General features: G+C 60.6%; 25 protein-coding genes. 15 read left to right on the top strand and 10 right to left on the bottom strand.

Going from position 1 to position 23,211, the window contains the following annotated elements:
• The first annotated feature begins 118 nt into the window (after positions 1-118).
• Complete coding sequence (locus SB822_RS24495) at positions 119-1,054, top strand: LysR family transcriptional regulator (RefSeq protein ID WP_079487174.1); 936 nt, start codon at positions 119-121, stop codon at positions 1,052-1,054.
• 34 nt (positions 1,055-1,088) lie between these two features.
• Here the strand turns inward: SB822_RS24495 and SB822_RS24490 are convergent, their stop codons facing one another.
• From SB822_RS24490 to SB822_RS24475, 4 genes are all read right to left on the bottom strand, one after another.
• Positions 1,089-1,988 carry an MBL fold metallo-hydrolase gene (locus SB822_RS24490; RefSeq protein ID WP_410855799.1) on the bottom strand — a complete coding sequence of 300 codons (900 nt, stop codon included), beginning with the start codon at positions 1,986-1,988 and terminating at the stop codon, positions 1,089-1,091.
• Between the two features lie 50 nt (positions 1,989-2,038).
• On the bottom strand, positions 2,039-2,986 hold the full coding sequence (locus tag SB822_RS24485; protein ID WP_410855798.1) for a hydroxymethylglutaryl-CoA lyase: 948 nt from the start codon (positions 2,984-2,986) through the stop codon (positions 2,039-2,041).
• Positions 2,987-3,029: 43 nt separating this feature from the next.
• On the bottom strand, positions 3,030-4,397 hold the full coding sequence (locus SB822_RS24480; RefSeq protein ID WP_086914392.1) for an MFS transporter: 1,368 nt from the start codon (positions 4,395-4,397) through the stop codon (positions 3,030-3,032).
• Positions 4,398-4,471: 74 nt separating this feature from the next.
• A complete protein-coding gene (locus SB822_RS24475; RefSeq protein ID WP_007585669.1) occupies positions 4,472-5,287 on the bottom strand; it encodes an enoyl-CoA hydratase/isomerase family protein in 816 nt (271 codons plus the stop codon).
• Positions 5,288-6,306: 1,019 nt separating this feature from the next.
• Here SB822_RS24475 and SB822_RS24470 point away from each other — a divergent pair.
• Both SB822_RS24470 and SB822_RS24465 read left to right on the top strand, forming a co-directional pair.
• A complete protein-coding gene (locus tag SB822_RS24470) occupies positions 6,307-6,747 on the top strand; it encodes an Hsp20/alpha crystallin family protein (protein ID WP_007585671.1) in 441 nt (146 codons plus the stop codon).
• Positions 6,748-6,763: 16 nt separating this feature from the next.
• Positions 6,764-7,171, top strand: coding sequence for an Hsp20/alpha crystallin family protein (locus SB822_RS24465; protein WP_410855797.1), 408 nt, complete (start codon positions 6,764-6,766; stop codon positions 7,169-7,171).
• Between the two features lie 73 nt (positions 7,172-7,244).
• On the opposite strand, the gene SB822_RS24460 is transcribed toward SB822_RS24465, so the two are convergent.
• From SB822_RS24460 to SB822_RS24440, 5 genes are all read right to left on the bottom strand, one after another.
• Positions 7,245-8,807 (bottom strand): tetratricopeptide repeat protein, encoded by a 1,563-nt coding sequence (locus SB822_RS24460; RefSeq protein WP_410855796.1) that lies wholly within the window; start codon positions 8,805-8,807, stop codon positions 7,245-7,247.
• Between the two features lie 126 nt (positions 8,808-8,933).
• On the bottom strand, positions 8,934-9,263 hold the full coding sequence (locus SB822_RS24455) for a hypothetical protein (RefSeq protein ID WP_236674161.1): 330 nt from the start codon (positions 9,261-9,263) through the stop codon (positions 8,934-8,936).
• 89 nt (positions 9,264-9,352) lie between these two features.
• Entirely contained in the window at positions 9,353-9,592 is a 240-nt protein-coding gene (locus SB822_RS24450; protein ID WP_114222427.1) for a hypothetical protein, read from the bottom strand.
• A gap of 52 nt (positions 9,593-9,644) precedes the next feature.
• Complete coding sequence (locus SB822_RS24445; protein WP_007585679.1) at positions 9,645-10,013, bottom strand: nuclear transport factor 2 family protein; 369 nt, start codon at positions 10,011-10,013, stop codon at positions 9,645-9,647.
• A gap of 196 nt (positions 10,014-10,209) precedes the next feature.
• Positions 10,210-10,464 (bottom strand): hypothetical protein, encoded by a 255-nt coding sequence (locus SB822_RS24440; RefSeq protein ID WP_007585681.1) that lies wholly within the window; start codon positions 10,462-10,464, stop codon positions 10,210-10,212.
• A 93-nt stretch (positions 10,465-10,557) separates the two neighbouring features.
• Between SB822_RS24440 and SB822_RS24435 the strand changes: the two genes are divergently transcribed.
• From SB822_RS24435 to SB822_RS24385, 11 genes are all read left to right on the top strand, one after another.
• A complete protein-coding gene (locus tag SB822_RS24435; protein ID WP_410855795.1) occupies positions 10,558-11,463 on the top strand; it encodes a helix-turn-helix domain-containing protein in 906 nt (301 codons plus the stop codon).
• A gap of 9 nt (positions 11,464-11,472) precedes the next feature.
• Positions 11,473-12,000: a GNAT family N-acetyltransferase gene (locus tag SB822_RS24430; protein WP_086914396.1), complete on the top strand. Its 528-nt coding sequence runs from the start codon at positions 11,473-11,475 to the stop codon at positions 11,998-12,000.
• Positions 12,001-12,380: 380 nt separating this feature from the next.
• Entirely contained in the window at positions 12,381-12,716 is a 336-nt protein-coding gene (locus SB822_RS24425) for a hypothetical protein (protein WP_007585686.1), read from the top strand.
• 123 nt (positions 12,717-12,839) lie between these two features.
• A complete protein-coding gene (locus SB822_RS24420) occupies positions 12,840-13,220 on the top strand; it encodes a hypothetical protein (RefSeq protein WP_007585688.1) in 381 nt (126 codons plus the stop codon).
• Between the two features lie 4 nt (positions 13,221-13,224).
• Complete coding sequence (locus SB822_RS24415; RefSeq protein WP_007748593.1) at positions 13,225-13,365, top strand: hypothetical protein; 141 nt, start codon at positions 13,225-13,227, stop codon at positions 13,363-13,365.
• A 36-nt stretch (positions 13,366-13,401) separates the two neighbouring features.
• A complete protein-coding gene (locus SB822_RS24410) occupies positions 13,402-14,793 on the top strand; it encodes an APC family permease (RefSeq protein WP_007585690.1) in 1,392 nt (463 codons plus the stop codon).
• 31 nt (positions 14,794-14,824) lie between these two features.
• The gene (locus SB822_RS24405) at positions 14,825-15,502 is read left to right on the top strand and encodes a hypothetical protein (RefSeq protein ID WP_410855794.1); all 678 of its coding nucleotides are present in this window, start codon (positions 14,825-14,827) and stop codon (positions 15,500-15,502) included.
• Positions 15,503-15,539: 37 nt separating this feature from the next.
• Complete coding sequence (locus tag SB822_RS24400) at positions 15,540-15,785, top strand: hypothetical protein (RefSeq protein ID WP_242683973.1); 246 nt, start codon at positions 15,540-15,542, stop codon at positions 15,783-15,785.
• A gap of 246 nt (positions 15,786-16,031) precedes the next feature.
• Positions 16,032-17,162, top strand: a complete 1,131-nt coding sequence (locus SB822_RS24395) for an aminomethyltransferase family protein (RefSeq protein ID WP_410855793.1) — start codon at positions 16,032-16,034, stop codon at positions 17,160-17,162.
• A gap of 106 nt (positions 17,163-17,268) precedes the next feature.
• Positions 17,269-18,909 carry an APC family permease gene (locus tag SB822_RS24390; protein WP_410855792.1) on the top strand — a complete coding sequence of 547 codons (1,641 nt, stop codon included), beginning with the start codon at positions 17,269-17,271 and terminating at the stop codon, positions 18,907-18,909.
• A 37-nt stretch (positions 18,910-18,946) separates the two neighbouring features.
• Positions 18,947-19,435, top strand: a complete 489-nt coding sequence (locus tag SB822_RS24385; RefSeq protein WP_114222420.1) for a hypothetical protein — start codon at positions 18,947-18,949, stop codon at positions 19,433-19,435.
• Positions 19,436-19,444: 9 nt separating this feature from the next.
• Here the strand turns inward: SB822_RS24385 and SB822_RS24380 are convergent, their stop codons facing one another.
• Positions 19,445-21,325, bottom strand: coding sequence for a PAS domain-containing protein (locus SB822_RS24380; RefSeq protein WP_007585702.1), 1,881 nt, complete (start codon positions 21,323-21,325; stop codon positions 19,445-19,447).
• 66 nt (positions 21,326-21,391) lie between these two features.
• On the opposite strand from SB822_RS24380, the gene SB822_RS24375 reads away from it, so the two are divergent.
• A complete protein-coding gene (locus SB822_RS24375) occupies positions 21,392-23,203 on the top strand; it encodes a histidine kinase (protein ID WP_007585703.1) in 1,812 nt (603 codons plus the stop codon).
• Positions 23,204-23,211: the final 8 nt, after the last annotated feature.

The raw sequence follows: 23,211 nt of genomic DNA, 5'->3' as shown, positions 1-23,211 counted from the left end.
TTGGCGGGCATTACCGCCCGAATCGCGCATGCGTCCATCGACAAGTCCAGTGTACTGACGCCCCTTCCCATGCAGATAATGAAAGGTTTGAATCAGGTGAACGTCTGGGGTTATATCCGTGATAACCAGTAACGATGCGATTCTGCGGCGCCTTCGCGGGGCCCATATTGCGCTGCTCATCGCGCTCGACGACCACGGGTCGCTGCGCAAGGCAGCCCACCAGATCTCGCTGTCGCAGCCGGCGATAACCAAATCGCTGCAAGAGCTCGAAGCCATCTTCGGTGTCGAACTGTTTTCCCGATCGCCTCGCGGGATTGTTCCCAACGACCTTGGCAGGTGCGTCATCCGTCACGCCAGAACCCTTCGGGCGGACGTTGGAACGATGCGCGATGAACTGGCCGCAATCCTGCGAGGTGGCGGGGGCACCCTGGCGATTGGCGCCGTAATGGGCTCGCTGCCAGTATGGCTGGCGCCCACCGTGAAAGCGTTGCGTGAGGCCCAACCTGATACCTCGATCGAGGTCTGGGAAGACAACAGTGCGCGCTTGCTCGCAATGCTCGACCAGCGCTTGCTGGATCTCGTTATCGGGCGACCGAGTGTCAGCGTCCACCCAGAAGCCTACGATTTCATTCCACTGGAGGTCGAAGAAATCTGCCTCGTCGTTGACGGCGCCGACCCGCTTGGTGACAAAACCGAGGTGCAACTGGCAGACATCATCGGCAACCCCTGGATTGTTCCGCAGGCAACGCTTCCGATGCGCTCGCTTTTCGAGCAATTGCTTGACGATGAGGGCCTGAGCTTTCCACGCTACGCGATGGAGACGTCTTCAACCTTCGCCACGCTCGCGCTGCTTCAGACGGGAAGCGGCACGGTCGGCCTGATACCCCGCAAGGTTGCCGAGTATTTCGCAACAGGTGGCCTGGTCAAGATACTCCCCTTCTATATCGAGCGAAGAGGCGCTCCCTACGGCATCGCGACACGACGAGGCGCAACACTGACGCAGCCTGTTCAGAAGTTCATCGAACTTTGCCAGAGCCGCATCGCGGAAATGTGACCTTTGAGACACGTGTGCGCCTGCACCGCGACCGCTATGCCTTGTCGAAAGCGAAGCGGAACGCGTCGCCGTGACTCACTATCCGACCCGCCGTTGGCGACGGGAAGTGGGCCGTAAGAAGCTTTGTTGACGTGTCTGCGTACCGGCTCATCACGCCAAAGCGGGCCTCATGAGCCAGCTTTGCGTCGAAATCTGCAGCGTTGGCAAGCGAAGGGGCGACAAACTGGATTGGGTGGTGGATAACGTCACCAGTCATGACAGCATGCTCGCCATGCTCGTGCCCAATGTGTACCAGAACGTGGCCCGCCGTGTGGCCCACTGCCGGGGACAGCCATACGTCCTTGCCGAGCTCGTGTTCGAAAGAGTGGTCCATTTCCACGAACGTCGCCTGACCGTGTTCCACGATGGGCAGGACGCTGTCAACAAACGAGCCCCGGTTGACCGGCATCTCAGGGTTCGATTGATGCAGCTTCAGCAGATGGTCGTACTCGACGCGCGAAAAGATATATTTCGCACGCGGGAAGGTCGGAACCCAACGGCCATCTTCGAGACGGGTGTTCCAGCCGACGTGGTCAGTATGCAGGTGCGTGCACATGACGTAATCGATATCTTCCGGTCGGATGCCGATTGCGGCCAGATTCTCGATGTACGGTGTCTGCAGATTGCTCCACGAGGGCATCGACGGTCGCTGCTTGTGATTGCCATTGCACGTGTCCACGAGAATCGTGTGGTGACGGGTCTTGACGACGTAACTGTGGAAGCTGAGATACAGCTTGAGTTCTGTCGGCTCAATGAGATGCGGGCCGAGCCAACTCCGCTGTTCCTTCACAAAGTCGAGGTCAACGGTAGGAAAGAGCCAATTCGGCTCAAATTCCAGACTATCAATCTCACTCACTTTGCGAATCTCGATATCGCCAATCTTCTGGACGTGCACTGCGCGCTCCTTCTTTCAATTCAAAAATAGTGTTTCCCGGACGCAATGCACTAGGCCACCGCGACCTCGCGTAAATCGAATGTCTTCGGCAAGCCTGCATGCGCAATCGCACCCGTGAACGGTTCGCCCGGTAACCAGCCTGCAATCGTCTCTCGTATTGCAAGCAGCGCATTGATATCAATGCCCGTATCGAGACCTTCGGACTCCAGCAGGAATACCGTATCTTCAGTGTTGATGTTCCCAGTTGCATTTGGTGCGAACGGACATCCACCAAGGCCGCCAAGTGACGAGTCAAAGCTGCGCACCCCTGCGTCGAGCGCGGCGACGACATTTGCAAGACCAAGGCCACGCGTGTCGTGGAAATGGCAGGCGACCGGTACGTCTTTAGTGATGGCGAGAACTTTACGCATCAGTGCCCTGACCTGCCCGGGATTTGCATAGCCAACTGTGTCGGCAATCGTGATTTCGTCGGCGCCAGCTTCCAGAAGTGTCTCGACGAGACCAAGTACCGTACTTTCCTCGACCCGGCCGGAGATGGTGCACCCGAATGCTGTCGCTACGCCGGCGCCGAGCGTGACGCTGCGTGACGTGCTCCCGCCTGCATCACGCTCGACAACAATCCGTCGAAAATCTTCAACAGACTCCGCGGTGGTTCGACGAACGTTTTTAAGGTTGTGCTCGTTACTGGCTGACAGCACGTAGTGCACTTTTCGCAAGCCAACTTCTATCGCTCGCTGTGCGCCCTTGAGATTAGGCACGAGTGCAGCGGCGTGAAGGTTGGGTATCTCCAGCGCGCCACGTGCGACTTCGGCTGCATCGGCAAACTGCGGGACGATTTTGGGAGGCACAAACGATGTCACCTCAATCTCAACCGACCCTGCATCCACCATCCGTCGGCACCACTCAAGCTTCTGCTCGGTCGACAGAATCGTCTGGACCATTTGCAGACCATCGCGCAGACCTACCTCGCGCACTTGCACCTTTTCACGCGTCGTCATTCCAGAATCTCCGTCGTAACCAGATGACCCGTCCGGGCATCTGTCAAAGCATTGCGTTCGCCGCCACCGAGTCATCCAGCTTGTCAGCCGCAAGCTCGGCAACCGACCTGGCTCCCGTCGTTTTGGGCGCGAGCACAATCGCGGCAAGCGCACCAAGGACCATGAGCAAAGAGATGGCGCCAAGGCCTCCAACCATGCTGTTAGTCGCTGTCTTGATGGACCCGATGATCATCGGGCTAACGAAACCACCAAGCAGACCGATGCAGTTCACCAACGCCACGCCACCTGCAGCGCCACTACCGCGGATGTAATCCGTCGAAATCGCCCAGATAAGCGGATTGGGAGCAAGAATCCCGGCCGTCGCGACGGATAAAGCAACGATGGACCACGCAAGGCTGCCGTGAATCAGGCCTGCCGCGAACAATCCAATCGCTCCGATAATCATGGTGATGCCGCAGTGCCAGCGACGCTCCATTGTCCGGTCGGAGTTCCAGTTCATCCCAATGAGCGCAAGCCAGCTCACAAAGTACGGAATCGCCGAGTAGAGACCGATTTCCAGCGGACTGCTCAGCCCCGTACTCTTGATAAGCGTGGGCAACCAGAAGCCGATTGCGAACACACCCGCAATCTGTGCAAACCAGACGAACCCCATCACGTACACGCGTGGGTCAAGGAGTGCGCGCCCGAAAGTGTGTTCCGCATGCTTGTCACTCACGCCAGAGCTCTTGTTGATGTCAGCGAGCACCTGTGCCTTTTCCTCGACGCTCAACCATTTCGCTTTCTCGGGACCGTCATCCAGGAAGAAGAAGGCTACGACGCCCAGAAAGCTTGCCGGCAGTCCTTGAACGACGAACATCCACTGCCAGCCGTGCAGTGCTCGAACGCCTTCCATGTGGGTCATCAGCCAACCCGACATCGGTCCACCAAGCAAACCTGCGATACCTGTTGCACAGGTGAAGATTGCGATGGCCTTTGCGCGACGCTCCACGGGATACCAGCGCGTCAGGTAGAAAATGATGCCCGGATAGAGACCGGCCTCGGCAAGGCCGAGCAGGAAACGCACAGTGTAGAAATGCATCGGAAGCGTCACGAATGCGGTCGCTGCTGCCAGGATGCCCCACAGGACCATGATTCGCGAAAACGTGCGCTTGACGCCGATTTTTGTCAGCAGGAGGTTGCTCGGCACCTCCATAAGGACATAGCCAAGGAAGAAAATCCCTGCCCCGATGCTGTAAGTCAAGTCGCTGAAGCCAACGTCGTGCTTCATATCAAGCTGTGCGATGCCTACGTTCACGCGGTCCAGGAAAGCGAACACATAGCAAAGGAACAGAAAAGGAATCAGGCGCCTGGTGATTTTGCGGTACGTCTGCTCGGCTTGCGGGTTAGCTGCAGCGTCGATGGGCAAATTCATGCATGTCTCCTCCAGCCGTCGAGGCCGGTTAGCAGGCCGCCAGCATCGACTGACGGCTTTCCCTTGTTGTGCGACTAGCGACCCTTGAAGACGGGCTGTCGTTTTTCGTTATATGCACTGATACCTTCCAGACGGTCTTGCGTCGGAATAAGTCGGTTGTATGCTTCGATTTCGATGTAAAGACCCGTATTCAGGTCGCTCTGCATGCCGAGGTCAATTGCCTTCTTTGCTTGCGAAACCGAGAGCGGCGCGCTCGTGCAGATATCCCGGGCAGCTTCAATCGCGCGCGCCAGTACCTGGCCCGGCTCGTACAACTGGTTCACGACGCCCCAGGCAAGTGCTTCTTCCGCCGAAAACTTCGAACCGCGGAAAATCAGTTCTTTCGAGCGACGCGTACCAATCGTGCGCGGAAGTTGCTGGGTGCCACCGCCGCCCGGCATGATTCCGCGCTTCACTTCGGTAAATCCGAACACTGCATTCTTCGAGGCGTACGCGAAATCGCACGCCAGCAACAGTTCGAGCCCGCCTGCCACGGCTGACCCATTGACAGCACAGATAAGAGGAATCGGGCAGTGAGTGATTGCGCGAACCATTCTTTCAAACAGATAGTGCTGCGTGCTGAACTGCTCATCCGTCATACCTTCGCGCTGCTTCAGGTCGGCGCCGCCGCAGAAAGCTCGCTCGCCCGTTCCCGTGAGAATCGCGCAACGGTATTGCGTCGGGTCGACTTCCAGTGCCCCAAAGACCTTGATCAGCTCATGGCCCATTGGCGTACTGATTGCATTCGACACTTCGGGACGGTTCAACCGAATCACGAGAATCTGTCCGTCGATTTCTTCCAGCGCCAACGTGCTGATGGTGGCCGGGTCGAGATGTTGAGCTATCTTCAATGTCACTCCTGAGGCAGGTCTATCAATGAATAACCGCGCCGGTCGAGCTTCTGCTACCAGCGGCTGTGTCACTTGTGCTTTCAGGCACGCTAAGCAATCAGGCCTTTAACATCAGCCGGATTTCGAAGGGGTCCAGTCGTTTGTGCCAGTGTGAGGAGATGTATTGCCGAATTCACTGCCCCATTGGGTAATGGCATAGCGCACTGACACGCGGTCGCATTGTGAGCGCATCACCGACCTCGAATCGCTTCCGCCCGGCATTCGTGATTCGCAGCGCTGCCGATTCGAGGGTTGCAAGACGCGCCATCACACTGACAATTCGAGTGTACTGATGCGACCTGTGTACGGGTAATGAAACCTTCCAATCACGTGAACGCGATAGGTTATATCGGTGATAACCAGTAGCGTCGACAGAGCGAGGTTTGGCGGGCAGACGACGTCGCATTGACGTTCGCTGCAGTACAGCATGGGCGCATTATTTTTCGCCTGGTATCTGACCAGAACCCTTGTCGATTAAGCCTCAGCGTCGGGCCGACGCTGGCGAAGCACCTGCACAAAGTGGCGTGCCGCCGGCGAGAGATGCGCATCCTTACGCGTAACCACGCCAAAGGTTTATGTGAACGGGACTTCAGTTCTACAGGAAGAATACGCACCATCCGTTGCCGGGAAAACAGCTCCGCCACACTTGCCGGCCGAATCGATATCAAGTCCTTGCTTTGCTGCGGGAGAGTGAGGGTCACACATGTCGATGAACTCGAGATGGTGTTTTCAGGCATCGGAAACACGGGCCGCGCCCCGTGAACGCACTTAATTGAGGTCGCCTCCAGCCCATTTCAAGGACTCGATTTTTTCAGAAATCGCACTTGAAAGTTTGCACAGACTTCCTATCTATCGAGTCATTAGGGCAGCCGCTGCATCGACATGACGGCGCTGCATGTATCCATTCGTTCGTCGCGGCATGACAGGCAAACCGGCACACTCAGGCCGGCGCGCCTCGCCGCTCAGAGGAGAGAGCGACCATGAGTGACTTGTATTTCGGAACCGATGTGTTCAGCGAACTCGACCGCTTGCAGCGGCACATGTCGAGCGTGTTCAACGGCTTCCCTTCGAGCCTGCGTTCGAGCCGTGCCGGCACATTCCCGAGCCTCAACATCGGCACGACCGACGAAGCAATCGAGATCGTCGCCTTCGCGCCCGGCATCGATCCGTCAAAGCTGGAGCTGTCGATCGACAAGGGCCTGCTGACCATCGCAGGCGAGCGCGCAGCGGCACGCCCCGCGCAGGAAGAAGGCGCTCGCGCCTATGCGCAGGAGCGCTTCAACGGCGCGTTCCGCCGTGTCGTCGAACTGCCGCAACAGGCCGATCCCGACAATGTGCAGGCGCGTTATGTGGACGGCTGTCTGGTGATCACGGTCGGCAAGCGCGAAGCGTCGAAGCCGCGCGCAATCACGGTTCAATAAGGGCGAGGAAAACATCATGAGCGACAACACTCAAGTGACCCAGCGCGACGAGAGCGCGGTGAGCCGCAACGGCGCGCGCCAGCAGGAACGTCGCGTGACCTTGACGCCGCCCGTCGATATCGTCGAGGACAGTAAGGCGGTGACGCTATGGGCCGATCTGCCTGGCGTATCGAAGGACAAGCTCGACATTCGCGTGCACGACGGCAGCCTGACGATCGAAGGTGAATCCGTGGTCCCGGCTTCATCGAATGTGCGGCTCTCGCATACCGAAGTGCGCGCGCCCTTCTTCACGCGGCGCTTTTCGATCAGCGACGACTTCGACACGTCGAAGATCGAAGCCAACCTGAAGGATGGCGTGCTGAAGCTCGTCATTCCGCGCCGCGAGCAGGCGCAGCCGCGGCGAATCGAAGTGAAACTCGGCTAAGCGTTTTATCGATGTGAAAAAGGAGCACCTGTCAGTGCTCCTTTTTGTCTGCGCAAAACAAGGCTGCGTTGCGCTATGCCTGCAAATCCAGTGCGGTTCGCAAATTCTCCATGACGTCGCTCCAGTCATTGCGCTTCGACTGACGGAACAGGCGCATTTGCGGATACCAAGGACTGTCGTCGCGCTTCAGTTGCCAGCGCCAGTCGGGTGTGAACGGCAACGCGATCCATACGGGCTTGCCGAGCGCGCCGGCAACATGTGCAACGGCCGTATCGACGGTGATCACGAGATCGAGTTGCGCGACAAGCGCCGCCGTCTCGGCGAAAGTCGTCAGCCGGTCGGACACATCGCGCAACGCGCCGCGCGCAACGCATTCATCGAGACACGCGCGATCGCTTTCGCGCACGTCCTTCACCAGCGAAACGAACTGCGCGTTCGCATCGAACAGCGGCAGGGACTGCGCGAGCGGAATCGACCGGTTGCGGTCGTTCAGATGCGTGCGGCTGCCCGACCATACGATGCCCACACGCGGCGTTGCATCGTCTCGCGAGAATACGTCGGCCCATTGCGCGGCCAGTTGCGAATCCGCATGAATATAGGGGCTTGCAGCGCTCAGATCGGTTTCGCGCAGCTTCAGCGCGAATGCGAGACTGAGCATCGGAATGTGGTAGTCGAATGCGGGCAGCGGCGCGGTTTCGCCGATCACATCGGCCGCGCCGGGATAGCCGCGCAACAGCGGCAATAACGCATCCTGAACCCGCACGACGACACGTGCGCCCATCGCACTCAGACGACCAATGAAACGGATGAACTGCACCGTGTCGCCGAAACCCTGCTCGCCATGCACGAGCACCGTCTTGCCATTGAGCGGCTGCTTGCCCGTCCACAGCGTCGCGTCGGGCAAACCGTGACTCATCGTGCCGTCGAGCCAGCGCCATTCGTATTCGCGCCAGCCATGTTCGAACTCGCCTAGCAGCAGATTGGTCTGCGCGCGGTTGGTGCGCGCGCCGGCATCATTCGCATCGATCGATACGGCCTTCTTGAACTGCTGCAACGCTTCATCGAAACGATGCAGATCGCGCAACGCGACGCCCAGGTTCACATACGCGCGCACGAAATTGGGCTTCAGCGCAATCGCCTGGCGATACGCGGCGAGTTCTTCGTCATAGCGCTCCATCTGCCCAAGCAGCGTGCCGCGGTTGTAGTGCACTTCGGCCGATTGCGGATAGCGCTGCGTCAGGCGCGCGAGACGTTGCAGCGCGCGTTCGTGCTCGCCCGTCGCGACGAGCGACATCGCCGCGCCATGCAGCGATTCCGCGTGATCGGGATACGCGGCAAGCACGCGCTCGTAAAGCGCGATGGCGTCGGCATGACGCCCCGCGAGCTGACAGATATGAGCGGCGAAATGAAGCTGCTGCGGGTTCGTCGATGCGGGCTGCGCGGCGCGCATCGCATAGTCGGCTGCGCGCGCGAAATCACCCTGCTTCGCCGCGACGTAGCCGAGCGCTTCGAGTGTTTCGCTGTGGTCTGGATCGATCGACAGAATGCCGTGCAGCAGCGCTGCCGCTTCGTCGTATTGGCCGGCGGTGAACTTCTGCTGCGCGTCAGCGAGGCTTTGGGCGATATCGTGATTCATGATGCAGCGGTTCGGCGCAACGCCGCGTCGCGCACGAGGACGGAGGGGTCGATTGTACGCGAGCCCCTCGCCTTGCCTGTGCTTTACGGTCTTTCCGCTGCTGTCACGTCGACCGGTTTCGCGTCATCAAACTGACACGCGGATCTTGTGGTCCTTCTGCATTTCCTCGAGCTGCTTCTGCGCTTCGAGTTCTTTCTTCATCATGTCGCGGACTTTCTGCATGACCTTTTCGCGCTCTTCGGGCGACATCTTCTTCAGGTCTTCTTCCGTGATGCCGAGCTTCGCGAGAATCATCTTCTCGATTCGCTCGCCCGTGGTGCCTTTCGTGTAATCGGTCAACTGATCGAGCAGTTCCTTGAAGCTCGGCTTGTTGCCCGCTTGCGTGCCGGAACTGCTGCCAACCGCGCTATTCGTGCTGCCCGTGCCCATCGTTCCGATGTTGTTCGTCGTTTGCATGGTCTTGCGTTCCCCGAGGTCTTGTTGAAATTCAAATCTGACATCTGCATTACGCTTGCGCAGCACTTTAGTCAGGACGAACAACGGCGTCAACGGTTCTGAGATGACATATTCGGACACAAACACAATCTGAGCCAGCCGACCAGCGCGAGCAGCATGAGCCCCGCGCCGCCGAGCACCGGCTCACGCCACGCGACGAGCGCGATGAACGTGAACGCGCGGGCGCCCGCGAGCAGCGCGAATCCGGCGATGGCACCCGATGCCGCATCGATTGTGTCCTGCACGCGTGCATACGCGTCGGCGTTCAAGGTGACGGCGGGCTCATGCATGATCGCTCTCCTGTCTTGGTATGTGGGATGGCTGGTTATTGCTGGCTATGCGTCAGGCTGCGCCGGGCGCTTCGTCGAGAAAGCCGGTGACGGACTGCAGCCGGCCGCCCGACTCGACGACGCCGAAGTCGGAGCCCTTCACGATCGAAGCGCCCGAGGGCGTCAGCAATTCCCACGAGAAGCGCAGGCGATCCGCGAAGCCGTCGACCTCCGTCGTGCGGCGAAACGTGTGGTGCGGAAAGCGCTCATGGACGGCGTGGATCATCGCGTCGATGCCGTCGTGCCCGTTGCCGGACAGAAGCGGATCGAGGTAAGCGGCATCGTTCGCCCAGGTCGCCGAAATCAGCTCGCGGCGGCGGCCGGTATCGGTTTCGTTCCAGGCGTCGAAGTAACGGTCGATCAGTGCGGTATGCGCGTTCATCATGGATTCCTTCAGTCGATGGAGGGTCGAGAAGTCCGCCGCGTGCTGCGTGTTTGCGGCGGCCTCGGACTGAAGATTCGTCGATGAACGTACGTGAGTCGATTACGCGGGAGGTAATGATCCGGCAGCACCCGCCGCTTCACAGCGGGCAGGTGCCGGAGAGAAAATCATGCGGAGTGGATTCAGCGAACGCGTGCTATGCGTTCGCGGTGCTGATCTGATCGGCGAGCCGCCGGCCTGCGTCATACCCGGCTTCGCGCGCTTCCTCTTCGCTGTGGAACGTCGCGACGAGTTCCTGGAAGCGGCGGCTTTGTCCTGCAAGATGCGCGTCGGCGCCGTGATGGCACACATAACCGACGTAGTGCCACAAGGTCTCCGGCACGGGCGGCCCATAGGCCGTGACGGGAAGCACCCAGACTTCCTGGCCGTTGTGCTCGATCTTGTCCCACATGTTCGCCTCCGGAACGGTCGCTAGGGACTTCAGTATGAGCGCGTTTGGCTGCGCCGGCGACTGTGCGCGCGGCGACGCATTACCTCGGAGGTAATGGAATTGCTCCCGGGTTTGGCTATCATCGACGCCATGAACACGCTCACTGCCACCTTGTCCGCGCCCTCGGGCGCCCCTTCGATGAGCCGCACGGTCGGCGACATGCTGCGCGACTGGCGCCAGCGGCGCCGGATGAGCCAGTTGCTGCTCGCCTCCGAAGCCGAGATTTCGACGCGCCACCTGAGCTTTGTCGAATCGGGCCGTGCGCTGCCGAGCCGCGAAATGGTCATGCATCTGGCCGAACGGCTGGACGTACCGCTGCGGGCGCGCAATGCGCTGCTTGTCGCGGCGGGCTATGCGCCGCTCTACCGCGAGCGGCAACTGAGCGACCCGCAACTGGACGCGGCGCGCGCAGCGATCGATCTCGTGCTCAAGGGCCACGAGCCGTATCCCGCCGTCGCCATCGACCGGCACTGGACGATCGTCGCCGCGAACAACGCGCTCGCGCCGCTGCTGACGGCCGCGAAGCCCGCGCTGCTCGAAGCGCCCGTCAACGCGCTGCGTCTGTCGATGCATCCGGACGGCATCGCGTCGCAGATCGCCAACTGGCATGCCTGGCGCGCGCATCTGCTGTCGCGTCTGCAGCGCCAGGTCGACGTCAGCGCCGACCCGACGCTCGCCGCGCTCTACGACGAGCTGGCCGCCTACCCGACGCCGCCCGACGCCGAACCCGCCGACGAGAGCCCCGCCTCGCCGCTCGAACAGATTGCCGTGCCGCTGCGCCTGCGCACCGAAATCGGCGTGCTGTCGTTCTTCAGCACGACGACCGTGTTCGGCACGCCCGTCGACGTCACGCTGTCGGAACTCGCGATCGAAACCTTCTTCCCCGCCGATCCGCAGACGGCCGACGCGCTGCGCAGGTTCGCGGATACGCGCGCGTCGTCGGACGCTGTGGGCGACTGAGGGACGCGCATGCACGAAAACATTTCGATCCGCCAGCTGGAGCCCGCCGACCGCGACGCGTTTTTTGCGCTGCGGCTGCGCGGCCTGAAAACGCACCCCGCCGCGTTTGGGCAAAGCTATGAAGATGCCGTCGAGCGCGGCCCTTCGCAACACGATGCGATGCTGGACGGCACGCATGCCGCGTCCGGCAACTTCCTGCTGGGCGCGTTTTCATCGATAGATGGCGCGCTCGTCGGTACGGTCGGGCTGCTGCGCGAGACACGGTACAAGGAGCGCCACAAGGGCCATGTGATCGGCATGTACGTCGCAGCTGAAGCGGCGGGACGCGGCGCCGGGCGCGCGCTGCTGACGGAACTGCTCGCGCGCGCCGCGCAGATCGACGGATTGCGGCAGCTCGGTTTGCGGGTCACGAGCACGAACGGGTCGGCTCGCGCGCTGTACGAATCACTTGGGTTTCGCGTGTACGGAACGGAGCCGGACGCGCAGTGCATTGATGGCGTGTTTCACGACACCGATCTGATGGTGCGGTTCATCTGAACTCGCGACGAATCAGAAAGCAAATCCCGGCATGTGCGAGCGCCGCCTGCGTCGAGTGGGTGACATCGAAAGGACGGCATCGCACTGAATCACCGCCTCAGCGAACGTCTTGACCACGCCTGCCTGCCCCGTCGGCAGTTGTACGACTTCGATGCTGCCCGGCGACCTCAAGCCTCGATCGAATTTCCGCTGTCCTCGACTACCCGTATCGGGCACCGCAGCTCGGGGCTTCCAGCCATCTACCCCCTCAAACCATATTGACAACCGTGCATCAAAGCACAAATATTGTCAGGAAACTTTGTTGACGCACGGGAATCACGGAGAAACAGCCAGATCATTGACCACCGCCGGCGTCGCCGGCACGACAAGGAGTTGCCGAGATGGAACACGCAATCCGCAAGCGTATTGATCAAATGTTCCTGCGCGACCGGCGCATGGCGCAAATCGCTCTTCTGGCGCTCTGGGTCACTTTGGGCTACGTCTACTTCGCGATGACCGCCCAGACAACGGATACATCCGTACGCGTCGCGCTCACCATCGGCGTGGGCGCCGTGCTCGTTTTCAACTCCGCCTCGATCCTTGCCATGATCCGCCATTACGAGGAAGACAAGGATCACATCTACGGCCTCGACATACGCCACCTGGACGAAAACCGCGCCAGCAAGGCAGAACTCGCAAGACGCGACGACGAGTCGCTCAGTCCAGCCGTCAAGTAAGCGTTCGGGCCTTATTTTCACCGTGTTTCGACGCGCCCTCAGTTGCCACGCTGGCAACTGAGCGGTACCCGCATTGCCCTTGAACATGCAAACCCGACTCCGACCCGCGAGGAGCAACTCACTATGACAACCGATTACGTCCCGCCCGTTCAGAAAGGCTTCGGGCAGCTTGTAGATAGCGTCTTTCTCCTCTTGCTCGTGTACTGCAGCCTGCTTGCGCCGCTGTTGCTCAAGGCACCCGACAAGCCACCCGAAGCGCAAACCGCGAAAACGCAGGTGTCGTGGCGGGAACTCGGACAAAACCCGGCGATGGAAGCGCAATGGCGCAAGCTCGGCTACGACGCAGAGCAGGCCAAGCCCATCATTACCACCCGCTTTGACTATCAGATCGAACCCGTCTCGCTGATCGTGACGGCACTCGTGATCGTCGGTTATTTCGGCTTCGTGTTGCGCGTGTCGGACAGGCAATATCGGCAGGTGATCGCCGAAAAATTCGGGGAGTGACGCGATGAACTTCTGGCAATGGTCGAGCAATGCCGCGTGGTGCCTGTCGATCCTGATCTTCGCGTGGATCCTCATCGACGCATTCAAGGTCGGGCGCGACTACAACGACGACTTCCTGATGAGTTCCACGGAAGGCAAGGAATAAGAAAACCTTTGGCATCAACCCGCGGAGGAGCGGCTCATGAGTGACGCAACAGCAGGACAGACAGGCGAGCGCATCGCGTTGCTGAAAGTGTTGGGACCGATTCACGTATGGGCGCTCGGCGTCGGTATCGTGCTAGTCGGCGAGTTCATGGGATGGAACTTCTCCGTCGCCAAAGGCGGCGCATATGGATCACTGATCGCGTGCTGGATCATCGGCCTGCTCTATACGTGCGTGGCCATGATCGACTCGGAAGTGACGTCCACCGTCGCTGCGGCGGGCGGACAATACACGCAGGCAAAGCACATCATCGGGCCGCTCATGGCGTTCAACGTGGGGCTCTATCTCGTGATGGCGTACACGATGCTCGAGGCCGCGGATGCGCTCGTGGTAGGCGATCTGATCAAGGCCGTGGCCGCCGACTCAGGCTACGCCAACTTCGACTCGCGGCCGTTCACGCTCGTGACGATCGCGTTCCTCGCCCTCCTCAACTATCGCGGCGTGTTTGTGACGCTCACGGTCAACTTCGTGATCACGGCCGTCGCATTCATCGCGATCGTTGTGCTGTTCCTGGGTGTCGCGCCCTGGCATCCGGGGCAAACGCTGATTCATCACGAACTGCTCACGCAGTTGCCCTATGGATGGCTCGGCGTCGTCGCCGCCTTGCAGTTCGGCATGTGGTATTACCTGGGTATCGAAGGCACCTGTCAGGCGGCGGAGGAGGTTCGCTCGGCGGGCCGATCGATTCCGCTTGGGACCATGTGCGGCATGATTACGCTGCTCATCGCGGCAGCCATGACCTGGTATGTCGCCACAGGACTCATGCCGTGGGAGTACCTGGGCCAGGCGGTGACTCCGCTCTACGACGCCGCGCGTCTGTCGGGCAGCAAGTCCTTGCAGACGCTGCTGTTCGTGGGCACCCTGTTCTCGGCCGTCGCCTCCGCTAACGGCTGCATCAACGACGCGTCGCGAGCGTGGTTCTCGATGTCGCGCGACCGCTATATGCCGATGTGGTTTGGCGCCGTGCACCCGCGCTATCGCACGCCTTATCGCGCGATCATCTTTCTCGTGCCAATCGCCATTTCGTTCGCGTTCACGGGCCTGCTCGACCAGGTGATCACGTTCTCGATTCTCTCCGGCCTGCTCGGTTACACGTTCATGTCGATCAATATCGTCAAGTTCCGCCGGCAGTGGCCGCTTGGCAGCATCAATCGCGGCTACATCCATCCGTTTCATCCCATTCCAGCCATCGTGCTGGCGGTGCTGTGCACCGCCACTTACTTCGCGACTTATCTGGGCTATGGCGCTTCGCTGCTGTCGATCATGGCGTTCTATATCACGGCCTCGATCTGGTTCGCGCTGCATCGCTACAAGTACGTGAAGCGCGGCGATCAGTTCACGATGGACTGGCCACGTCCGAAGAATTATTGATGCGGCCCGCGCCAACATGGAGCGCTTCGACATGCAATTGATGGGCATCGCACTGGCCGTTCTATTTCTCGCCACGCTTGGCCTGATGCACTGGCGCGATCGCAACGCACTGCGAGCGGAGCGCGGCAAGCTGTTCGATGCGTGCCTCGCGCTCTTCGAGCAGCATCGGCTGACGCAGGACGCCGTCGCCTGGCCTGCGCTTGCCGGGCGCTATGGCGGGCATGAAGTGCACATCGAGCCGCTCGTCGACGACGTCGCCTTTCGCAAGGTGCCGTCGCTCTGGCTGCTCGTCACGGTGAAACGCAAACTGCCAATGACGGGTGCCGTCGATCTGCTCGTGCGCGCGCAGAACACGGAATTCTATTCACCCGCCGACGGTTTGCCTGTTCGGATCATGACGCCGCATGCGTGGCCTCGCCAAATGACGATCAAAGCCGACAGACCTGCAACGGAACTTCCGCTTGCCGTGCTCGATCCTCACGTGAAGCGGTTCTTTACCGACCCGCGCGCGAAGGAGATGCTCGTCACGCGCCAAGGCGTGAGGATGGTCTATCAGGCGCACGCTGCTGAGCGCGGCGATTATCTGGTGTTACGCCGGGCCGTGTTTCGCGAGGCACGGCTCCCCGCAGCGCTCGTCAAGTCGCTGATGGATCAGGCCATGCATGTGTGTACCGATGTGATGAAGGGAGGTGTCCATGGGAAAGCGTGAGGCCACACGCAGCAGACGGCCGCTGCACCCTTATCTCGTGCTGGTGGCGGCAGTCCTATTGCCCGGCGCGGGCCAGGTGATCAACCGGATGCCGACGCGCGCGCTGATCATGATGTTCTTCATGCTGTCGTTAGGGTTTGTCACGATGCAGCTCGCCGCGCCCGAACGGTCCTTTGCTGGACGGCATGCCGGCGGGCTTTTTGTCTACGCCATCGCGGTGATGGATGCGTATTTCATCGCGAGATTTCGGTGGGAAATGTTTCGAAATCGCGCTGTTGCCTGATCGCCTGCATCACGTCTACCTCGCTCTCCGCCTGAATCCAATTGCTTCGTGAGGGGTAAATGTACTCCCTTCACGACAGCCCTACCTCACCGGTTATACCCCGTCGACAGGATTGAGCATTTGTCCCAGATCGGAAACGATCTTACCTACGGAGACAATGCTGCGTAGCTTCAATTCGTCCTGTTCGCGAATTCCCACGATGCGCACTCCCCTCCAATTCATACCGTCCATTTCACGGAGTGTCATATGGCAAATTCATGGCGCATCTCAGCACTCGCGGACCGTCATCGCGCGTTGGGCTCTCAGCTGGAGGACTGGAACGGCATGGGCACCGCGTGGACCTACTCCACGGATCTCGCCGACCATCACGAAGCCATCCGCACCAGAGCGGGACTGATGGATGTCTCCGGCCTGAAGAAGGTGCACTACGTGGGGCCTCATGCCGAGTCCCTGCTCGATTGGGCGACGACACGCGACATCGGCAAGCTCTACCCAGGCAAGTCCGCCTACGCCGCCATCCTCAACGAGGAGGGCAAGTTCGTCGACGACTGCATCGTGTACCGCACGGGTCCCAACGCGTTCATGGTCGTGCACGGCGCGGGCACAGGCTACGAACGCCTGGTACGTTCCGCGCAAGGTCGTCAGGTCGCTGTGCTGTTCGACGATGACCTGCATGACCTGTCGTTGCAAGGACCACGTGCAGTCGAATTTCTGGCGGAACATGTGCCCGGCATACGCGATCTGCCGTACTTTCATCACGTGCAAACACGTCTTTTTGGCCGGCCCGTGATGATCTCGCGCACAGGCTACACGGGCGAGCGCGGCTACGAAATCTTCTGCAAGGCCGCCGACGCCCGGCTGATCTGGGACACCATCCTGCAAAAGGGCGCGGGATTCGGCATCGTTCCGTGTGCGTTCCTTGCGTTGGACTGGCTGCGCGTCGAGAGTTACCTGCTCTTCTTCCCCTACGATAACTCCGAGATGTACCCATTCGCAGACGAAAAAGCTGGCGATACCTTGTGGGAACTGGGTCTCGACTTTACTGTTTCGCCTGGCAAGACCGAATTCTGTGGCGCACGAGAACATTTCCGGCTCGCCGGAAAAGAGCGCTTCCGGATCTATGGCGTCGATTTAGCCGCCTCGCGCCCTGCGGCTGCTGGCGACACCCTGTGGCACAACGGCGAACAGGTCGGCGTCATCACCTGCGGCATGTACTCGCGGCTCACTGGCCGTTCACTCGCCATTGCGCGTCTGAACGTCGCCCAGGCCCGGGAAGGCGTTGCGCTCGAGGTAAAAGGCAGTCTCGAAGCCCACGCGAGCGCGGCAGCGCTGCCATTCGACGACCCCGACAAGAAAAAGCGCACGGCAGTTGGGTAAGCCGGTTGACAATAACCGTCACCCAGCCGCCCGCCGCAAACTGAATCTTCAAAACTAAAGAGCACTACCGTGACAACCGTCCGGTTTGTGCTCAAGGAGACGTAAATTGAGTGCAACCGAAGAAATTCACCGCCTGGAGGGACTGTCCGACGACGGCGTGCGGTCAACCCTCAAGCGTTCGCTGACGTGGAAGGACGCCTTCTGGGTAGCGAGCGGCTCGCCGGCCTTTGTTCTTTTTACGCTGGGCGCCATTGCCGCAACCGTCGGCCAGCCAGCGTGGATCATCTGGATCGCGTCCATCACCATCGGGTTCATTCAGTGCTTCACGTATGCGGAAATTTCCGGGCTCTTTCCTCATAAATCGGGTGGCGCGTCAATCTATGGCGCGATTGCATGGGTGCGCTATTCGAAGTTTCTCGCGCCCGTCTCCGTATGGTGCAACTGGTTTGCGTGGTCGCCCGTGCTCGCACTCGGTACGGGTCTCGGCGCAAGCTATGTTCTCTCGACACTCTTTCCCGCCGACGCCGCGATCAACACGTGGTCATTTACCCTGCTGAAGCTCGACTTCATCAAGGAGGGCCTGAATCTTCGCATCAACTCGACTTTCATTCTTGGTGCAGCACTATTGCTGCTGACATTCTTCGTTCAGCATCACGGCGCAGAACGCGCCGCCAAACTGCAAAAGTACATGGGCATTGCCGCCCTCGTTCCGTTGACCGTGTTCGGCCTCGAGCCGTTGATCACGGGCAGCGTGCATATGAGCAACTGGTTTCCGCTGCTGCCGCTTGCGCATGACGCCAAGGGCAACGTCGTGCCGGGAACATGGAATACGGCGGGCGTAACACTGATGATCGGCGGGCTCTTTGTGGCCGGCTGGTCGACTTATGGTTTCGAAACGGCCGTCTGCTATACGCGTGAATTCAAGAACCCTAAAACGGACACGTTCAAGGCGATCTTCTATTCCGGTTTGCTGTGCCTCGCGGTGTATATCCTCGTGCCGCTGTCGTTCCAGGGCGCCATGGGACTCAAGGGCCTGCTCGCACCCGACATCTATGACGGCACGGGCGTCGCGGCGGCCATGGCGAGAATCATCGGCGGCGGCGCGACGATCTTCTACCTGATCGTGGTCATGCTCGTGTTCACGCTCTTGCTGTCGGTGATGACGTCGATGATGGGCTCCTCCCGCACGCTGTATCAGGCATCGGTCGACGGCTGGCTGCCGCGCTACCTGTCGCACGTGAACGAACACGGCGCACCGACGCGCGCGATGTGGACCGACCTGTGTTTCAACCTGATCCTGCTGATGATGTCGGACAATGTCGCGATACTGGCCATGTCCAATGTCTGCTACTTCGGGTTTGTTTTTCTGAACCTTCAGGCCGGCTGGATTCACCGGCTCGATCGTCCGAACTGGGCACGTCCGTTCAAATGCCCGAACTGGCTGCTGGCGCTCGGCGCACTGTGCGGGTTCATCGATCTGGTGTGCATTGGCGCAGGCGCGGATATCTGGGGGCCGGGCACGTTGCGTAATGGTCTGGTGGCAATCGCGCTGATCATCCCCGTCTTCATCTTCCGGCACTATGTGCAGGACAAGGGCCGCTTCCCGGACGCGATGCTGGACGACATGGAACTGAAGTCCGACGACGGCACGACGAAACGGCGCGCCGGCATGCTGCCCTATCTGACGCTCGTCGTAGCCGTGCTCGTGGTCTGGCTGTCGCATCACTTCGCCGTGTTTCCGGCGTAATGGATGTCCCGTCCGGTGTCTACCTGTGAGGTCGTGCGTGAACAGAACCGAATATATAGCCAGAATCAAGGCGGCCTTCGAAGGCGAACTCTATGGAGAAGCATGGTTCGCCGCGATGGCCCGCGACGCAGTGGCCCCGGACAGACAGCGCAAGCTTGCCGTCATGGCACAGCTCGAATATCAGACGCGTATGCGCATGACGCCTCTGATCGCCCGTCTTGGCATCACGGGGATCGATGAAACGGCTCAACGTGAAAAGGGAATCCGGCTTGCCCGGCAACACGCCGGGCAGCCGTGGCCCGCGTTCATCGCGTGGTTTATCGTGGAGATCGGGCGATTCGTTACGCTTTACGACGAGATGGAACGCAACAGCACGGAAGAGGACGCCGCGATACTGACGGCACTGGCGCGTCATGAACGCGCGTTGCTTGAATTTGCCCGCCTTGAAGCGCAAGGCATGCCGGACCGTTCGCTCGAACCCGTGCTCGCGCTGTTGGGCGAGCGGGACTGTGCCAATCACCTCTGAATGCAGCGCTCACTTGTCCGCGCCCGCCTCGCCACCGACTTCCCAGCCTGAAGCGGCTAGTACGTGATCAAGCACTTTCTTCGGGTCGATCGTGCCGTCGCCAATCGATGCGCAGCCCACACGCGTTGAAACCCGGAACTCATGGCCCTCCACCCGAACGGGCGCCTCGATCAATCTCCGAAGATTGTCCCGGAGTTCGTCCAGCGCCGCGTCCGGGCTGGTCGTCATGCGCTGCGCCAATGGTTGCGCGTTGCCGCACCAGCCGAGCGCGTCCGCGCTGAAATCGACGACCAGCACCACGAACACGTGCGGGTCGAGCAGCGCTGCGCAGTTGAGTTGCCCTTGTGTCACCTCGAGCCGCCTGCCGAATTCGATCAGCACCCGATCGGCGTAGTCCTGACCAAAGCGCGTCGCCACCTGTTCGAGTTCGCCTACGTTGATCGCGAAAATTGCACAGGGCAGCGTGGTTCGCAACGAAATGGCCGCGGAAAACTCCATCCGGTCGATGAGCATCGACACGCTGGTGAGCCCCGTCGAGTGCTCGAACGTCAAGCGCCGGTTGGCGTTTTCTTCGACCATCTGCCTGCGCGCGACTTCAACAATGAACCCTTCCAGCCCCATCAGTTCGTCGCGTGCCGAATAGACACCGCAGCCCTGATCCCAAACCCATTTGGTCTGTCCCGAACGGTCCACGATCCGGTAGGTCAGCTCATACGGTTCGCGAGCCAGGACGCGAGCCCGCACCTCATTCCAGACGAACTCGCGGTCGTCCGGGTGAATCAGCGAGCGGAATGTGATCCGGCTTTCGTCGATCAGCTCGATCGCCTCATAGCCGGTCAGTTCAAAGCACCCTTCACTGACGAACTCCATCGACCAGTCGCGGTTGTTCTGGCCGCGATAGATCATCGCGCGCAGATTGGACAGCAGCGTGCGCAGGCTGCGCCGGCTTGCACGCAACGCATCTTCGTTGCGCCGCCGGTTCGAGATATCCGTCGCGAGACCGACGGCGCCGACCAGAATGCCTTCGTCATTGGTCACGGCGTGGCAGCGCAGTTCGACGTGCGCCGTCGTATTGTCAGCGCGGATGAGCCGCGCTTCCGTTACCAGTTCGCTCAGGTGACCATCGAGCAATACTTTCACGCGTGCGTTCAGTGTCTCGGCGTCTTCCGGGTGAAAATACGACGAGAACAGCTTGAGCTCCGCGTCGCTGCCAACGGCGCGCACGAGACTGCGCCACGCGGGATTAGAAAAGACCAGACGCAACTCGCGGTCGACACGAAACAGCGCTTGAGGCAATTGCAGAACGGCTTCCTGGCAGTGGTGCAGGAGTTGCACTTCGCTACGCTGCGCGTCCGCGCTCAAATACGGAGCGGGAAACTGCAGCAGCGTCATCCGCGATCCACGTGCGCGCAGCGCCGTGACGGGATGCAAACGAAAACTGCCGTCGCCATAGGCGATCCGCAGAGAACCCGAGGTGCGCTCTTCACCATCGCGCGATTGCGTGAGCAACGCGGTCAGATCGAGTAACGATTGCGGATGCACGAGATTGCTAAACGGCATGCCGACAATTTCGTCCGCGTACGACTCCCAGTGGGCATGTTTGAGAAACGCGCTGTTGACGAACACGAGCGCGTCGTTATCGAGCAGCACGGCGGGCGTGGAGAGGTTGGCGGCAAAAGCGCCCAGTTCGGGCGACTGGCGCGCGCGCGCGGCGCGCGGCGCTGTACGGCGTGCGCCATACGCCATGAAGAGCAGAAATGCCGCAAGCCCCCCTGCCAGCCCAATCGAGACATACAATAGATCACTGCTGCCGGGACTGTAGCCAAGTCTGGGAATCACCAATGCAGCTACCGCAGCCAACAAAACCGTGGCGAACAGATAAACCGACATGACGTTCTCGCTTCGAAAAACAGGATCACTGATCGTAAGCGCTGCGCTCTACTACTTCACCTGCCCATGACTACCGACCAGTCCGCGACCGTTCACCGCTATCCGCTCTACGCGAAGGTCTGCTCGCTGCTCGCCTGCATCGTCGCCCTGATTGCGCTGCTCTATGTGAGCGCGTTCATGCAGAAAGGAGGATATGAAGGCTTCCGGCAGACTTTGTTCTCACTCGACGAAGCCGTGAGATTGCGCACCACGGCAGCGACACTGCAGACACGCTCGCAAGACACGGCAAATGCGCTGACTGAGCTGGCCGATTCGCTTGTCCGCAACGATACGCTACTGAACGACTGGAGGCAACGCGGCGCGCCTACGCCTGAAATCGCGACGCTGTTGCCCGCCTCGACAGTACCGGCTGCGCCCGACACCGAGCCCGCCAAAACGCTCGCGGCACTCAAAGCACTGCGCGTCCAGGTCGCTTACCAGGCCCAGGTGCATTCGGCCGTACTCGGGTTGCTACAGGCCTGTACGGCTTTCCTGTTGATCTTCGGCGTGGTGTCGCTTGCATGGGGCGCGCGCCGCGCGCTCGTCACGCGGCCGCACGCGGCCTTGCGGGCGCTGGCGGAAACCGGGCAGACGGTACCGCAAGGTCGTGATGAAATTGACCGCCTGCTCAAGCTCCAGGCGCAGCTCGCCGTCCGGCTGCGCACCGAGCAGGATGAATCGACCCAGCTCAAACGGATCGTCGAAGACTACATTGCCTTCGCCGACCAGTCGCTCGAACTGCTCCATCACATCTGCGCACAGCTTGCCGAAGAAGAGCCCTCGGGCCGCACGCTCGAAGCCCTGCTGCAACGACTCGTCGGCGTCCTGCGGGTGAAGCGCATTGCGCTGGTGATGACGGAATCGACCGCCCAGCTACTCGATGTCGATTCCGTCGTTTCCCCGAACGGCGATGTGCCGTCCATCGTGCGCGCACGCGTCACGAGTGAACTGATGACGCTCGTCGGCACCCACACGTTTTCGCCCCTTGATGACGGCGAAGTACCACCGCGTGTGCTGGCCGCGCCAGTGCGCGTGCCGCTCGCCACCTATGGCGTGCTCATCGCGGAAGGCGAGCCGGACACGCACTTCGAGCAGCGCCACCTGTATCTGCTGGAAACGATTGCCAGCGTGCTGGCGCATGCGATCTCGAACGTCAGCCGCGACGTGCGCGACCGGCGCATGGCGCTCTTCGAGGAGCGCAATTCCATTGCGCGTGAACTGCATGACTCGCTCGCGCAATCGCTGTCGTATATGAAGATCCAGCTTGCCCGCCTGCAAGCCGTGCTGCCGCCCGAACTCTCGCAGAGTGACATCGCCGAAATCGCGCAAGGCATCCGCGAAGGCATCGACAGCGCTTATCGGCAGCTACGCGAACTGCTCACCACTTTCCGCTCGCCGATGCATGCGCACGGCCTCGCTTCCACGCTCGAAGATCTTGCCGAAGAATTCGGTTCGCGCAGCGAGGTACAAATCTCGATTGACAACCGTGTGCCGCGCATGCGCCTTACGGTCAATGAAGAGATGCACGTCGCGCAGATCGTGCGTGAGGCGCTGACCAACGTGATCCGCCATGCGCGCGCCACGACGGCCCAGGTGCAACTGATGTCGGACGGCCACTCGATGACCGTGTCGATCGACGACGACGGCCGGGGTATCGACCGCACCCAGGGCGATGAACATCACTACGGCCTCGCGATCATGCGGGAGCGCGCCCGCAGCCTCGGCGGTCGGCTCGAACTGAAGCCGGCCGAACAGGGCTCGCGTGTGGTATTGAACTTCGTGCCCGCCGCGCTGGCCGCTCATAAGGCACGCGGCGTCAGTGGCGCAACCAGTCGTTGAGCGGCTGC

Origin of the sequence: Paraburkholderia sp. SIMBA_054 (assembly GCF_046534875.1) — a bacterium.
Classification (GTDB): Bacteria; Pseudomonadota; Gammaproteobacteria; order Burkholderiales; family Burkholderiaceae; genus Paraburkholderia; species Paraburkholderia hospita.
The sequence above is the reverse complement of the archived record's forward strand: the minus strand, read 5'-3'. Positions and strand labels throughout refer to the sequence as shown.